This is a genomic window from Alteromonas sp. M12, from assembly GCF_037478005.1.
In the GTDB taxonomy this organism is placed as follows: domain Bacteria; phylum Pseudomonadota; class Gammaproteobacteria; order Enterobacterales; family Alteromonadaceae; genus Aliiglaciecola; species Aliiglaciecola lipolytica_A.
In genome coordinates this window covers 3768119-3781916 of sequence record NZ_CP144164.1, presented here as the reverse complement: position 1 = coordinate 3781916, position 13798 = coordinate 3768119, and the positions used below count along the sequence as shown (strand labels likewise).

12 protein-coding genes and 1 pseudogene are annotated in these 13798 nt (G+C 40.3%); 9 read left to right on the top strand and 4 right to left on the bottom strand.

The features are described from left to right. Nucleotide 1: 1 nt before the first annotated feature. Nucleotides 2-1303 (bottom strand): peptidylprolyl isomerase SurA, encoded by a 1302-nt coding sequence (surA, locus tag VUI23_RS16210; protein WP_216047227.1) that lies wholly within the window; start codon nucleotides 1301-1303, stop codon nucleotides 2-4. Nucleotides 1304-1364: 61 nt separating this feature from the next. Then, complete coding sequence (lptD, locus tag VUI23_RS16205; RefSeq protein WP_342805011.1) at nucleotides 1365-3587, bottom strand: LPS assembly protein LptD; 2223 nt, start codon at nucleotides 3585-3587, stop codon at nucleotides 1365-1367. A 177-nt stretch (nucleotides 3588-3764) separates the two neighbouring features. On the opposite strand from lptD, the gene VUI23_RS16200 reads away from it, so the two are divergent. The 9 genes and pseudogenes from VUI23_RS16200 to recJ all read left to right on the top strand — a co-directional run bounded on the left by VUI23_RS16200 (nucleotide 3765) and on the right by recJ (nucleotide 12787). Further along, nucleotides 3765-4766 carry a phosphotransferase gene (locus VUI23_RS16200; protein ID WP_216047225.1) on the top strand — a complete coding sequence of 334 codons (1002 nt, stop codon included), beginning with the start codon at nucleotides 3765-3767 and terminating at the stop codon, nucleotides 4764-4766. Between the two features lie 8 nt (nucleotides 4767-4774). Beyond that, nucleotides 4775-5440, top strand: a complete 666-nt coding sequence (gene murU, locus VUI23_RS16195; RefSeq protein WP_342808310.1) for an N-acetylmuramate alpha-1-phosphate uridylyltransferase MurU — start codon at nucleotides 4775-4777, stop codon at nucleotides 5438-5440. A 2-nt stretch (nucleotides 5441-5442) separates the two neighbouring features. Continuing rightward, nucleotides 5443-6297, top strand: a complete 855-nt coding sequence (gene djlA / locus VUI23_RS16190; protein ID WP_216047224.1) for a co-chaperone DjlA — start codon at nucleotides 5443-5445, stop codon at nucleotides 6295-6297. Nucleotide 6298: 1 nt separating this feature from the next. Then, nucleotides 6299-7282, top strand: a complete 984-nt coding sequence (locus VUI23_RS16185) for a hypothetical protein (protein WP_342805010.1) — start codon at nucleotides 6299-6301, stop codon at nucleotides 7280-7282. Then, nucleotides 7252-8757, top strand: coding sequence for an SEL1-like repeat protein (locus VUI23_RS16180; RefSeq protein ID WP_342805009.1), 1506 nt, complete (start codon nucleotides 7252-7254; stop codon nucleotides 8755-8757). The genes VUI23_RS16185 and VUI23_RS16180 overlap by 31 nt, the downstream gene beginning before the upstream one ends. A gap of 5 nt (nucleotides 8758-8762) precedes the next feature. Next, the gene (locus VUI23_RS16175) at nucleotides 8763-8987 is read left to right on the top strand and encodes a hypothetical protein (RefSeq protein ID WP_342805008.1); all 225 of its coding nucleotides are present in this window, start codon (nucleotides 8763-8765) and stop codon (nucleotides 8985-8987) included. A gap of 22 nt (nucleotides 8988-9009) precedes the next feature. Continuing rightward, nucleotides 9010-9914: pseudogene (gene xerD / locus VUI23_RS16170) on the top strand (site-specific tyrosine recombinase XerD). Nucleotides 9915-10258: 344 nt separating this feature from the next. Continuing rightward, nucleotides 10259-10972 carry a thioredoxin fold domain-containing protein gene (locus tag VUI23_RS16165; protein ID WP_342805007.1) on the top strand — a complete coding sequence of 238 codons (714 nt, stop codon included), beginning with the start codon at nucleotides 10259-10261 and terminating at the stop codon, nucleotides 10970-10972. Between the two features lie 87 nt (nucleotides 10973-11059). Further along, nucleotides 11060-12787: a single-stranded-DNA-specific exonuclease RecJ gene (recJ, locus tag VUI23_RS16160; RefSeq protein ID WP_342805006.1), complete on the top strand. Its 1728-nt coding sequence runs from the start codon at nucleotides 11060-11062 to the stop codon at nucleotides 12785-12787. Here recJ and yacG read toward each other — a convergent pair. Together yacG and zapD are read right to left on the bottom strand one after the other, a co-directional pair. Further along, nucleotides 12777-13010, bottom strand: coding sequence for a DNA gyrase inhibitor YacG (yacG, locus tag VUI23_RS16155; protein ID WP_303501375.1), 234 nt, complete (start codon nucleotides 13008-13010; stop codon nucleotides 12777-12779). The two genes, recJ and yacG, sit on opposite strands and share 11 nt — an antisense overlap. Before the next feature lie 15 nt (nucleotides 13011-13025). After that, entirely contained in the window at nucleotides 13026-13778 is a 753-nt protein-coding gene (zapD, locus tag VUI23_RS16150) for a cell division protein ZapD (RefSeq protein WP_303501372.1), read from the bottom strand. Nucleotides 13779-13798: the final 20 nt, after the last annotated feature.

Sequence of the window (13798 nt, the reverse complement as noted above, 5' to 3'; positions counted from 1 at the left end):
TTTAACTTCCTAATTCATTTGAAGGGTCTAACACTTCTATGTAAGCAGCGTCGCGCATTTCCCTTAACCAAGCATCCGTTTCTTCAGAAAATTTACGATTAAAGATAAGCTGATAAGCTTTGTCTTCTTTACGTTTATCGGTCGCATCGTCAACACGTTTACCAATCATTTGTACTAAGTGCCAGCCGTGTGAAGAGCGGAAAGGTTGACCAATTTCATCTGCTTCTAAATTAGCTAAAGCATCTCTAAATGCTGGAACGTATATATTTGGATCGTTCCATCCTAGTTCACCACCTTTAATCGCTGAGCCAGGATCTGCTGAATGTTCTTTAGCAAGCTCTTCAAATGTAGCATCACCGGCGATGATTTGTTTACGATACTCTTCTAATTTTTGTTTCGCTTTTTCGTCACTTAAGATTACTGAAGGTTTGATTAGAATATGTCTAGCGTTGACCTCTTGTACTTTGACAACTTCGATTCCACGTAAATCTTTTACTTTCAAGATATGGAACCCTGCACCACTTCGAATCGGCCCAACTATTTCATCTTTGCCTTTATCTTGAACCGCTTCAGCGAAAAGTGTTGGCATAGAGTTGATGTTCATCCAACCTAAGTCACCGCCTTCTAGTGCTTTTGAACCAGAAGAAGAGGCTATCGCAATCCGTGTGAAGTCAGAGCCACTGTTGAGTAACTCCAGTACTTTATCTGCGGTTGATTTCGCTTTTGCAATATCTTCGTCTGTAGGCTGAGGAGGAAATCCAATCAAAATGTGCCCTAAGTTGTATTCCGCCTGTTCTGCGCCTTGTTCATCAATTAACTTGACTAGGTTTTCGATTTCTTGTGGTGTGATATAAACTCTTCTGCGTACATTTGCACGTCTAACTTCTTGGGTAATCAGCTCTTTGCGGATGTCTTCACGATAGACTTCAAAAGGAATACCATCTTTGGCAATAGCTGCTCTAAACTGCTCCATCGACAAATTGTTATTTGACGCAATGCCGGCAATGGTTTGATCAAGTTGAGGATCACTGATTTGTATCCCCATTTTTTCAGCCATTTGAGTTTGTAAGTTATCAGTGACTAATTTTTCAATAGCTTGCGTGCGCAGAGCACGGTCTGACGGTAAAGTTTGATTATTGGTTTCTGCATTGCGTTTCACTTGTTCTACCAATGCATCTATTTCACTTTCTAAAATGACACCTTGATCGACAATAACGGCTACTTTATCTAACGAAACCTGTTGTGCCACACTTTGAAAGGTAAGAAGTGTGGTTAAAGCTATAGCGACGACTAATAATTTCATGTTTATTACTTTTACTCAAAACGTTGTGAAAATGCCCTCAATTTGGACATTATATCTGTTATTAATTTATCAGGTAAGATTGGCGATAACCAAAAAGACCATCTTCGAGCATATCTCGGCGACTCGTTCGTGCTTCACCACCGGTGAATTTAAAGCTAAATTTCAAATTAACACTGGTCTCAAATTCCTGTGTATCTTCTAATCCACTGTCATCATATCGGTTACTTAAGTACCTTTGTCCAACAATGCTAATTGCCCAACAACAAGACTCGTACTGAATACCAGTGTATGTTTCGATGGTACGTTGAGTGTTTAAATCTTTATACCATCTACCGACCCAATGCCAATTTTTTGCTAATGGCCAGCTCGCAGTGAGCCCCATTTGATCAATTTTTTCGCCCGATAAATTACGCACAAACCTGTGATTCAATTGAAATATTTTATCTTCGCTTAATTGATATTCCAATGAAATACTGCTGCGCTCTACCTTATCAGTTTTAGTCGCAATCTGTATTTCTGAATGTGCAAACCATTTACTGCCAATTTGCCAATCCAACTCAGATGCCAACGCAGATTTATCTTCATCTTTGCTGGCCGCGACAACACGGTTATCTTTGAGATAGAAAATTTGACCTAAACTAAGGGCAAATTGTTCCCGACTATTTTCATCTAAAATTCTAGTGGTTAAACCTACCGTTACCTGATTGTTGTCACTAATTCTGTCGAGACCTGTAAATTCTTGTCCACGGAACAAACCATTAAAGTCATTTAATAAGCGAGTTGTGTCATACAATCCTATTTGGTTTTGGTCTTCGTAACTAGTATACAAGTACTGAATTTTTGGTTCTAATGTTTGCCGCAATTCATTGTCAAACCACTCAATATCTTTTTCGAAATGTAACGCACCAAATAAACGCCCTTGGGCTAATGAGCGGTTAGTGCGCTCTGCAAGCTCGGTTCCTTCGATATTATCTTGGCGATAATAGGTGTTAAACAAGGTAGCTTCTGCTAAAAATTCGCCCCAATGAGCACGTAACGGTAAGGCCAGGCTGGGCGCAAAATGCAATCTTGTTGCTTGCGGTAAGTCAGATTGTTGGTTCTCAAAATAGGCTAATTCTGAAGTAATGCGAAATTCCAAGCCGGCAAACATATCTGTTTGATAGTTTAACTTCAATTCGGGCATTGCACGATAATTTGTCGGATGGTCGCCTATTATTTCAAAATCTCTGAAACTAAGGGAAAAATCTAAGTTATCACTGTAGTAGTTTAACGCCATTGTTTGATACAAGTGAGTATCTGCGCGATTGTAAAAATCTGAACCAAAGTCGACGATATAGTTATCATCGCTCAACGCGTTGTAATCAATATTTAGGTTCCAATTATCGCCAATGCTGGTGGAGTTCAGTAATCGATAAAAATATCTAGCGTCACTGTCACTTGTGCTTTTGTCATCGTCCAAATATTCAATATTTATTTGTCCGTTGCTATTATCAGTTAGGTACCTGAATTCAGTTTTTAACATCAACCCTAAGTCTGTCATCAAGCGAGGAGTCAAAGTCGCATCGTAATTTTCCGCAATATTCCAATAAAACGGTTGCTCATAATCTAAACCTGTGGTGCTCGAAGTGGTGATTTCGGGAAACAACAATCCGGTTTGACGCTGATCTGAGACTGGAAAAACGAAATAGGGTAAATAAAAAACAGGAATATCTTTCAAGTAAAAAACTGTGTTTACCGCTTCTCCCCAAAGTGCATCCTCTTCAATTTTGATGCTGCTGGCATTTATTTTCCAGTCCTCAGAACCCTCAGGGCAGGTGGTATAACTCACGTCAGTTAATTCTAATCCCACTTGCTGATCGATATCTATGACACCCGCAGAACCTCTGCCACCAAATTGGCGGAGGTGGTATTTAGTATCATTCATTGATAACTGACCGGAGGTGGTATTCAATCTAACGTCGCGACTTTGCACTACCATCAAATCATCGTTGTAGCTAACATCCCCCGAGGCTTTCAATTCCGTTTTGTCTTTGTCTATTGTTGCGTTGTCGGCCAGAATTCGAGCTTTTTCATTATCAATGGTGATATCGCCTTCGAAAGTGGCGTAGCGATTTTGGTTGATTTGGGCACGATTGGCCTTAACTCTTATCTGATCGGCTGAAATAGTTTGGTCAGCAACAAAATCCTCGGTACTAATTGCACAGGAGGAGGTTGGCTGAACTTGAGCTGCAACACTCCCGACAGCGCAGGTCAGGAGTAAAGAAGTGATCTGGTTAATTTGCATACAGGGTCTAAGTTAAATTGCCGTGTAGAGGTCGATAATCGACATTAAAAGTGTAAATTTTAAGTGCTTGAACATGATTTACCAATAAACTTCCCAAAAAATACACCACAATGGATTTCCTTTGATCTATTATGCTTTCGCATTGGCTATATTTATACCACAAATATGAGGTAAAACGTGACACAAATAGTGCAAACCAAGAAGGCATTGTTACAATGGATAAATTCTTCCACAGAGTTTAGATGTCAGAAAATAGAAATGATTTTTGGCGATGCAAGTTTTCGTCGCTATTTTCGCTTTTGGGATGAATTGAGTCATACCTCAATCATTGCCGTAGATGCACCGCCAGAATACGAAGACAGTTCAAAATTTGTTAATCTTGCCAATGCCTATTTTCAACATCATGTCATAGTACCAAAAGTGTTAGCGCATAATCCTGAACTTGGTTTTTATTGCTTACAAGATTTTGGTGATAAGCAATTCAGTCAAGCATTAAATCCGGATACCATGCAGGTGTTATACACCAATGCCCTTAATCAAATTCCTGCAATTCAGTCTTGTGTCGTTGCAAATGGACAATCTTTACCATTTTATGACGACGAATTGTTGCGGAAAGAAAAATACATCTTTACCCATTGGCTAATTGAGGTGCATTTAAACATCAAGCTAACAAAAAGCCAAATGGATAGCGTCGATAAATCCTATGAATTTTTGCATCAAGCATTCAAATCTCAACCACAAGCAGGCGTACACAGAGATTTTCATAGTAGAAACTTGATGTTATTAGCCAACGGCGATATTGGTGTCATTGATTTTCAAGATGCGGTAATCGGCCCAATTACTTATGATGCAGTTTCGTTATTGAGAGATTGTTATCAAAAATGGCCACCAGATCAGGTTGAATTGTTACTGCGCCACTTTCACCAACAATTTTATTCTCAATATCAATGGCAAGATTTTACCTATTGGTTTGATCTCACTGGAATTCAGCGACACCTCAAGGCTAGCGGGATATTCTGTCGGCTTTTTCATCGTGATGGCAAAGATGGCTATCTGTCACACATTCCACGAACCTTAGATTATATTCTTGAAGTGGGGGCAAATTATCCAGCATTAGCAGACTTGGTTGGATTAATAGAAAACACCATTAAACCCAAATTATTGGAGTTGACTAAGTGAAAGTAGCAATGATTTTGGCTGCCGGGCGGGGAGAGCGAATGCGCCCCCTCACGGATACCACACCTAAACCACTGTTAACTGTAAAAGGTAAAGCATTAATTGAATTGCATTTGGAAAAGTTGGCCTTAGCTGGTTTTCAACATGTGGTGATAAATCATGCTTGGCTTGGAGAGCAAATAGTCGCATTTTTGGGGAATGGTGAGCGTTACAACCTGCAGATTCATTATTCAGCAGAAACCAGCGCACTAGAAACCGCTGGTGGAATTATCAATGCCTTGCCACTGCTGAAGTCGTGCTTACAACAGCAACGTTACTTTACCGTTATAAATGCTGATATTTATTCAGATTTTGAGTTTAGTTGCCTACCTAATGAGTTAGATGGCAGCAAAGGGCATTTGGTTTTAGTTAATAACCCCCCACATAATCTAAAGGGCGACTTTAATTTAATTGACCACAAAGTCGTGCGTCAGCCACAAAATCAATTCACCTTCAGTGGAATAGCTGTTTATGATGTCGGTTTGTTCGCTAATCTTGATGGGCGAAAATCACCATTGGCACCACTACTTTTTGATTTAGCAGAAAAAGGTCAACTTACTGGTCAGCACCATACAGGCATTTGGTTTGATATAGGTACTCCGCAACGTTTAGAACAAATTAATAAGATGGAAGGTTAACAATGCCGATTTGGGGAAAAGTATTAGGAACTGTGTTTGGGTTTATGTTCCGTGGCCCAATTGGAGCTGTGATTGGATTTATAATAGGTCACTTTTTTGATAAGGGGTACAGTCGCGATTTTAATCAAATGGGAGGGTTCAGCCGCTTTTTTACCAGTCAAGATGAGCTGAAGTCCCAAGCCATATTTTTTCATGCTTTGTTTTCCCTGATGGGACACATAGCCAAAGCAGACGGTCAGGTAACTGATTCGGAAATACGCATGGCAACCGCTTTGATGGACCAAATGAATCTGCAGGGCGATACTCGTAAAGAAGCGCAGCAAGCTTTTCGTGAAGGTAAAGCAAATGATTTCCCTGTGGATGAAGTGTTGCGCGAATTTAAAGCTTCTTGCCATGGCAGACGCGATGTATTGCAGGTGTTTTTAGAAATTCTTATCCAAGCCGCTTTTGTTGATGGAAAATTAGATAAAAAAGAGCAGCATTTGTTGGAAAAGGCCGCTCGTCATTTGGGATTCAAAGAGCATGAATTTCTGTATTTACTTTCCATGTACGAAGCGGAAATTCGCTTTCGTAGCGGTCAAGGACGCGGCAACGGCAACCGCGGGCGCTCACACTCGCAACAACCTCACTATTCACAACAGCAATCGCTTCAAGATGCGTATAAGATTTTAGGGGTGAAAGAAAGTGATGATGGCAAGACTATCAAAAAGGCTTATCGTAAACTTATGACCGAATACCATCCGGATAAATTAGTTTCCAAAGGTTTACCGAAACAAGCTATTGAGATCGCAAAAAATAAGGCCCAAGATATTCAATCAGCATATGATTTGGTTAAACAAGTCAAAGGGTTCAAATGATATGAAACAAAATAGGGTATATTTGTTGAGTATTTTATCTTCCATCTTGTTAATTGGTGGAGGGTTGACAGGATGTGCAACTACGACAAAGGAACAGTCTCAAGATATTCAACCGCCCATTGTTTTGGATTTTGATACTTCTAATATGGATGCGGATACAAAATATTGGTTGCAGCAAATAAACCAGTTTTTCATCGCTGATGTTGATTCGGTTGTCACACCCTACACAACCCTGTTAGAGAGCTTGAATTCTTGGCCTGAAGCCGATTTTTGCAGTCAAGCACATCAGCAAATCATCGACGATACTTTGGCGTTAAATAATACCAGTTTAATGGCTTATCGGGTTGCGCTTCATTGTGCAGATATGGCTTCAAATGACGAGAAAAGCCAGCAAATTAAACACAAAATCGACCTCATTTCAGGTCTTTTACTGCAATCCGGAAACGGCGAAACGCCACTACAAGCAATTAAAATTAGGGACCTTTACGAAGCTCAAATTATTTTTAATTGGGTTGGTATCAGCGTATTCGATATGGAAATGGTTCGTCTAGCGAATCAAGTCGTATACAAAGTACATACAATGGATACGCTAAATTCTAAATACTCAGTGTACTACGTAGAAAATACTGAGTTTTTCGCGCGCCAACGTAATCTTCTGATCCCGCAAAATGGAAAAAGCAAACAGCTCGCTAAAATTCAAATGGAAAGCCGTTTTCAGACTGGAAGCGTAGCGGCTTTTCTTTGGCAATTTGGCAATTGGCTTAGAAATGATCACCCAGAGTTGGTTATTCAGTCATTGGAAAGTTCCGACAATCTAGGCGCGGTAGCCTCTGTTGCGTTAGCTTACGCTTACTTACATACCCAAAACACCGATGAACTCGAATTTAGAATTGATGACTTACTCACCTATTCTGAAAATGGATTTGTTGATGCTAGCGCGGTCTTTGACAGTATATGTTGTCAACCCAAGACCCTTTTGAGGTGAGCGAAGCGGCACAGCTATATCGATATAATGTCAAAAATTTAGGGGCCCAAGAGGCAACTAATGCTTGGTTAGACGGCTTTTTAAATCAACCTAATAACGGTCCATTATTCGATTTATTATTAGATAATTTGAATGATGAGTATTTTAGCTATTGGCGAAATGCTATCAATCGTTATAACACCACCTTTGGTTTGATAACCCCATTAGTTAATCAAAAGCTAACGTATTTGCTTCAGCGTTTAGGTGAAAGATATCCTCGAGCAAAATTAGATTATGCACATATTTTATTGAAAGGTGGTTGGAATAATCAGCAAGATAGCGACGCTGGATTAGCCATTATCGCGCAACTGGCCGAGCAAGGTTATGCCAGTGCACAATTAGATTATGGGATTTTATATACGTTTTCTCACTTTGGTTTGGCTAAAGATCGAGATAAAGCTTTTTATTGGTATCAACAAGCAGCAGACCAAGGTGATCCCAACGCACTCTATAATGTGGCTCTTGCATATCGCTTTGCACGAGGGGTTAGCAGAGACTTGTCACAAGCAATTGAATACTTTCAAAAATCGATGGACGCGGGGTTTCACTTGGCCGGTTGCCGCTTAGGTGATCTGTATGCCGATGAGGTGGAAATCCGCAATTATGATTTAGCTACCCAATTTTATAAGCAAGTCATTGATGATCCTGAAAGTAATGCTAACGAAGTGGCCAGTTGTGCCTATGGTTTGGCATTTATTGAGATTGATCATTACCAGGATATAGCGCAAGGAATTAATCGCTTTAAACAAGCGGCGAGTTTAGGTGACAAAGACGCGATGTTTGAATTGGGTATTATTTATCGTGAAGGTGAGCTTGTTGAAAAAAGCATATCTCAATCGATTGAGTATTATGTACAAGCTGTCAATCACGGAAGTTTTCGAGCCGCTGCGAATTTAGGTTATATGTATGAGCATGGCGAAAGTGTGGCGGTGGATTATGAAAAAGCGGCGAGTTTTTACCAATTTTCAGCCAACGGAGGCAATTCTACCGGACAGAACAATTACGCCACGTCGTTGCGATACGGAAATGGTGTAGAGAAAGACCTTAAGGCCGCCGTCGAGTGGTATCAAAAGTCCGTCAGTCAACGAAATGGTTATGCCGCGGAGAACTTAGCGGATATTTACTATTTTGGGGAGTTAGGGGAGTCCGATTACAAACAAGCCTGTGATTATTATGAAAAAGCCGTTGAGTTTGGTGTTGAGCATGTTTTGTATGATGTTGGATATTGTTATTTTTATGGCGAAGGCCGTGAACAAAATATTGATAAAGGCCTAAAATTATTTGAACAAAGCGCTGCAAAAAATAATCAGAATGCCCTTGTTGAACTCGGTTATATATACGCCAGTGGCGAGGTGGTTGCTGCAGATCCACAAAAATCAGAATCCTATTACATTATTGCCTATGCGATGCAAAATCCCGATGCGCTTTCGGATTAGCGCAATTGCATGAGACCGAAAAAGGTCTTAAAAAAGATCTCGTTTTGTCCACGGTTTATTATGAACAAAGTGCTAAATGGGGATCGGTAGAAGGGATGGTGGCAACTGCCAAAGCTTATATACAAGGTCTTGGGACTAAATCTGATCCTAAAAAGGCCAAAATATGGCTCAAAAAAGCGGTAGAACAAGGCTCAAAAGAAGCTAAATTGATGCTGAAGAATTTGCGTTAAATGATGCTTAAGGAGCAGTAAATTGGCAGTACAAGATGATCATTTAGCATTAGTCGAGACCTTTATTGATTCTATTTGGATAGAAAAAGGGCTCAGTGAGCATACCTTAAATGCCTATCGTTCCGACTTATTGAAGTTCGTTATTTTTGCTGAAAAACACTTAGCTGACTTTGAACTTAGCCACTTTAGCAAATCTGATTTAGACCAATACTTAGCCCACCAATACGATTTAGGCATGTCTGAGCGCAGTATCGCGCGTTTTCTAAGTAGTTTGCGGATGTTCAATATTTACCTGTTGCAATCGAAGTTACGAGACGATGACCCTATTGCACAAATGCGCAATCCTAAGTTACCGCAATCACTGCCTAAAACCCTGAGTGAAGAGCAGGTAGATGATTTACTCAATGCGCCCAATATAGATAATCCAATTGAGTTTAGAGATAAGGCCATGTTGGAGGTTTTGTATGCCACAGGTCTGCGTGTATCCGAATTAGTATCATTGCGAATGGAACAAATGGGGTTGCAACAAGGGGTAATAAGAGTCACTGGTAAAGGTAATAAAGAACGATTAGTGCCCCTTGGCGAAGAAGCTATTGAATGGTTATTGAGATTTATAAAATTAGCGCGTGGAAACTTGTTAAAAACCGAATCGGATATTGTCTTCCCAAGTAACCGTGGTGTGATGATGACAAGGCAAACTTTTTGGCACAGGATAAAACACTATGCCCTTGTTGCTGGTATTCAAACCCATTTGTTCCGCATACGTTACGCCATGCGTTTGCTACCCACTTGCTCAATCATGGGGCTGACTTACGAGTAGTGCAAATGCTGTTAGGTCACAGCGATTTATCGACAACCCAAATCTATACACATGTGGCCACACAAAGATTGCAAATGCTGGTGGAAGAGCACCATCCTAGAGGCTAATTAGTTAATCTGTAATGTTTGCTTTCCAGAAACATGATTTTATTAGAAAACCTGAAAATATATGCCTATGTAAGTTTAGGTTTGATTGGATTGGCGGCGCATTCGTTATAAACTAACGAACAATATTGAAAGGTAAAATTAACTGATTAGATGCAATTTATTACTCATTTCGCAGGTCTAACAATTAGTAACACCGTTAATAATTGTTAATTAATAGGAAGGTAAATGAAAAATTGGATAAAACCACCCGTAATTTTGGTGACCTTGTGTGTTGCTGCCGTATCAGCTTATGCAATGATGACAGACAAAGAAAGCGCTTCTGCTAACTTGATACTGCAAAAGTGATGGTCAAAGATCAGGCTGACACTACTCCCAAAGTAGGGTCAAAACTAAAAGCAGATGTGGGTAGTCCAGACTACGCCAAGACTAAACAGAAATTAGAAAGTGTTTTGGGCCTTAAAGTGTTGGCTATTGGTGATTCGCCAGTGCCTAACTTAGCTCAGGTGTCGACCAATCAAGGTCTATTTTATGCCAGTGAAAACGGTAAATACCTAGTAAGTGGTCGAATTTTCAATGTCGATGCCGGAATGCGTAACGAAACTGATGTAAAATTAGCTGAATTGCGTATAGAAGGTATTTCTGATTTTTCTGATGAAGACGTCATTGAATTCAAGGCAAAAGATGAAAAGTATGTGATTAACGTCTTCACTGATATTACTTGCGGTTATTGCCGTAAACTGCATCGTGAAATTGACGATTACAATGACAAAGGGATTACCGTTCGTTATTTAGCATTTCCTCGAGGTGGTCTTAATACCCAAACTTATTACGATATGGTTGCAGTATGGTGTGCTGATGATAAACAAGGTGCACTAACCGCGGCAAAAACAGGGGCTGATGTTGATGGCAGCACTTGTAGTAACAAAGTTGCTGATGAATATGCATTTGGAACTCGTATCGGCGTCAATGGTACCCCAAATATCATCTTACCCGATGGTTCATTGGTTGGTGGCTACATGCCTGCAGATGCGTTACTAGAGAAATTATCGCAAATATAAGTTGAAGAAATTTGGGCTCGAAACATAAACTGTTTTGAGCCTTTTATTTTCCAGTGTCACTCTGCTCACCTCAAAAAACGATATCATATGTCTGCCAAAATTGTCCGTCGCGAAACCGTATCTGACTCCCACTTATCACATATTTCCCAGCCTATTATTCGACAAATTTTTGCTAGTCGCGGAATAGAAGATGCGAGTCAGTTAGATAAACGTGCTAAAGCGTTATTACATTATCAACACCTTTCAGGAATGGATGCTGCGGTTCAGGTGCTGAGTGAAGCGCTTGAAAAACAGTTAAAAATTATCATCGTTGGAGATTTCGATGCCGATGGAGCCACCAGTACCGCGTTGACAATGTTGTGCTTGGCTAAAATGGGTGCCAGTGGACATTCTTACCTAGTACCTAATCGATTTGATTTTGGTTACGGTCTAAGTCCAGAAATAGTACAAGTGGCTCATCAACAAGGTGCGCAACTGATTATCACTGTCGATAATGGCATAGCCTGTTTTGATGGTGTAGATAAGGCCAAAGAACTGGGGATAAAAGTGCTGGTCACCGACCACCATTTAGCTGCAGACCGTTTACCTCAAGCTGACGCGATCGTGAATCCTAATCAACCTGGTTGTGAGTTTTTATCGAAAAACTTGGCGGGAGTAGGGGTGGCATTTTATTTGATGTTAGCCCTGAGAAATCACCTTAAACAAACCCAGTGGTTTGACAAAAAAGCCATTCCGGAACCCAATCTAGCTGAGTTTTTAGATATTGTCGCTTTGGGAACAGTTGCTGATGTGGTGCCGTTAGACAGTAATAATCGTGTGTTGGTTTATCAAGGACTGCAACGAATTCGTAGTGGTAAATGTCGACCCGGTATCAAAGCTTTAGTGGAAGTTGCTGGTAAAAGTCCCGAAAGAATGGTGTCCAGTGATTTGGGATTTGTACTCGGTCCACGACTCAATGCGGCGGGTAGGCTAGATGATATGTCTTTGGGAATAGAATGTCTGTTAGCTGCAGACCATAGCAAAGCCCGTCAAATGGCCGTGGAGCTCGACTCATTAAATCGAGAGCGCAGAGAAATTCAGCAGTCCATGCAAGACCAAGCGTTAGCCAGTTTAGAAACGTTAGCGATTGATGGCGATCAAACTAAAAATGGGATTATTGTTTATCAAGCTGACTTCCATCAGGGGGTTATTGGTATTGTTGCAGGTAAAATCAAAGAAAAATACAATCGTCCAACTATCGCCTTCGCCCATCAAGACGATCACACTCTCAAAGGGTCAGCAAGATCAATCGCTGGTCTGCATATTCGCGATTTATTAGAAGAGATCAACAGTCGCTATCCCGATGTGATAGTCAAATTTGGTGGTCATGCTATGGCCGCAGGCTTAACCATTCATGCTGACAAGTTTGCTGCATTTAAGCGTATTTTTGAGCAAGTTAGCCACGAACTTTTAAAAGATCGTGATTTAAGTGGGCAGATATTAAGTGATGGTGAGCTCTCTCATCAAGAATTCTCACTTGAATTTGCGCAACAACTTAAAGATTCAGGTCCATGGGGGCAGGGCTTTCCTGAGCCTATTTTTGATGGCATTTTTACGCCAGTAGATCAAAAGTTATTGGGCGGTAAACACCTCAAACTAATGTTGAAGGCAGAATCGGGCGTATTAGTGGATGCAATTGCGTTTAATATTGATCCGCAGCTTTGGCCCAACCCTAGTTGCAAGCAAATTCACATTGCTTACAAGTTGGATATCAATGAGTTTAGAGGACGAGTTAGTTTGCAACTGATGGTAGAAGCATTAGAGCCTATTCTTTAAAAAAGTCTTGATTCTGCTGAGCCAACATCGCCTCTATGTCTTCAATATCAGGAAGTGAGGTATTTGCATCATTACTATTTGGGTTTTCAGTCGCAATAACTTTTTCTTCATTCGACCACTCGCCCAAATCAATCAGTTGGCAGCGCTTACAACAAAATGGTCGGAACAGACTTTTTTCATTCCATTCTACTTTTTTTGCACAAGTGGGGCAGGATACTTCCATCGTAACGTTAAACTCCTAACAACTGGCAATATTAAACTGAACTGACTCATTGACTTGAGTACTGCCATTTTCATTGGCTGTAAATAACATAAATCGGATTGCATAGCGGTATTTGTTACCACTCAACATTGGGTAGTAGCCCTCATCGGTAAGACTCTGAATGCGTATTAATTCACTTTTGTCATCAGCGATGCCTTGGTAAAAACCATTTTCTGCGGTAATAGCGGTAAATCGGCCTCTTTCTCGCAAAAAGGCTAAAGTAATATCGATAGCTTCGTTGATCAAATCGAATTCCGATAACCAATTATTAATATCGCTACGAATTAAATCCAACGGTTGTTTGATCCAATAGTGTAAATTGGGTAAATCGAAGCTGCAGGTACCACCTGGAATGGAAAAACGTTGTCTTATCGAGCTTAAAAATTTGTCTTCTTTTAAACTCGCTCCGACTTTTTTCGAGTGTTTGAGTTGGTCTCGAAGGCGAAGTATTTTTTGTAACGCAGCTTGCAATGCTTCTGAATCAATCTTTGGATGTTGCGACCAAAATACTAAGTTTTTTTCGTGAACTTCGATGTCTTTTAGAATGTCACTACGAATATCCAGTCGTTCTAAAAGATCAAGTAAAGTGAATAGGGCCTCAAAAAAACTCATAAACTGCCAATCTTCTTGGGCTTGTGCGCTTTGTTTGAGTTGTATAAACAACTGTTCAAGACGCAAATAGGTCCTGACTTTTTCGTTTAATGGAAACTCATAAACAGCTAATGACATTGATTATCCTAAAGAAATTA

What these genes read in the sequence shown, in the direction of transcription:
- zapD (WP_303501372.1), bottom strand. Translation starts at nt 13,778, where the DNA reads ATGTCATTAGCTGTTTATGAGTTTCCATTAAACGAAAAAGTCAGGACC.
- VUI23_RS16180 (WP_342805009.1), top strand. Translation starts at nt 7,252, where the DNA reads ATGTTGTCAACCCAAGACCCTTTTGAGGTGAGCGAAGCGGCACAGCTA.
- yacG (WP_303501375.1), bottom strand. Translation starts at nt 13,010, where the DNA reads ATGGAAGTATCCTGCCCCACTTGTGCAAAAAAAGTAGAATGGAATGAA.
- recJ (WP_342805006.1), top strand. Translation starts at nt 11,060, where the DNA reads ATGTCTGCCAAAATTGTCCGTCGCGAAACCGTATCTGACTCCCACTTA.
- VUI23_RS16185 (WP_342805010.1), top strand. Translation starts at nt 6,299, where the DNA reads ATGAAACAAAATAGGGTATATTTGTTGAGTATTTTATCTTCCATCTTG.
- murU (WP_342808310.1), top strand. Translation starts at nt 4,775, where the DNA reads ATGATTTTGGCTGCCGGGCGGGGAGAGCGAATGCGCCCCCTCACGGAT.
- VUI23_RS16165 (WP_342805007.1), top strand. Translation starts at nt 10,259, where the DNA reads ATGGTCAAAGATCAGGCTGACACTACTCCCAAAGTAGGGTCAAAACTA.
- surA (WP_216047227.1), bottom strand. Translation starts at nt 1,303, where the DNA reads ATGAAATTATTAGTCGTCGCTATAGCTTTAACCACACTTCTTACCTTT.
- djlA (WP_216047224.1), top strand. Translation starts at nt 5,443, where the DNA reads ATGCCGATTTGGGGAAAAGTATTAGGAACTGTGTTTGGGTTTATGTTC.
- lptD (WP_342805011.1), bottom strand. Translation starts at nt 3,587, where the DNA reads ATGCAAATTAACCAGATCACTTCTTTACTCCTGACCTGCGCTGTCGGG.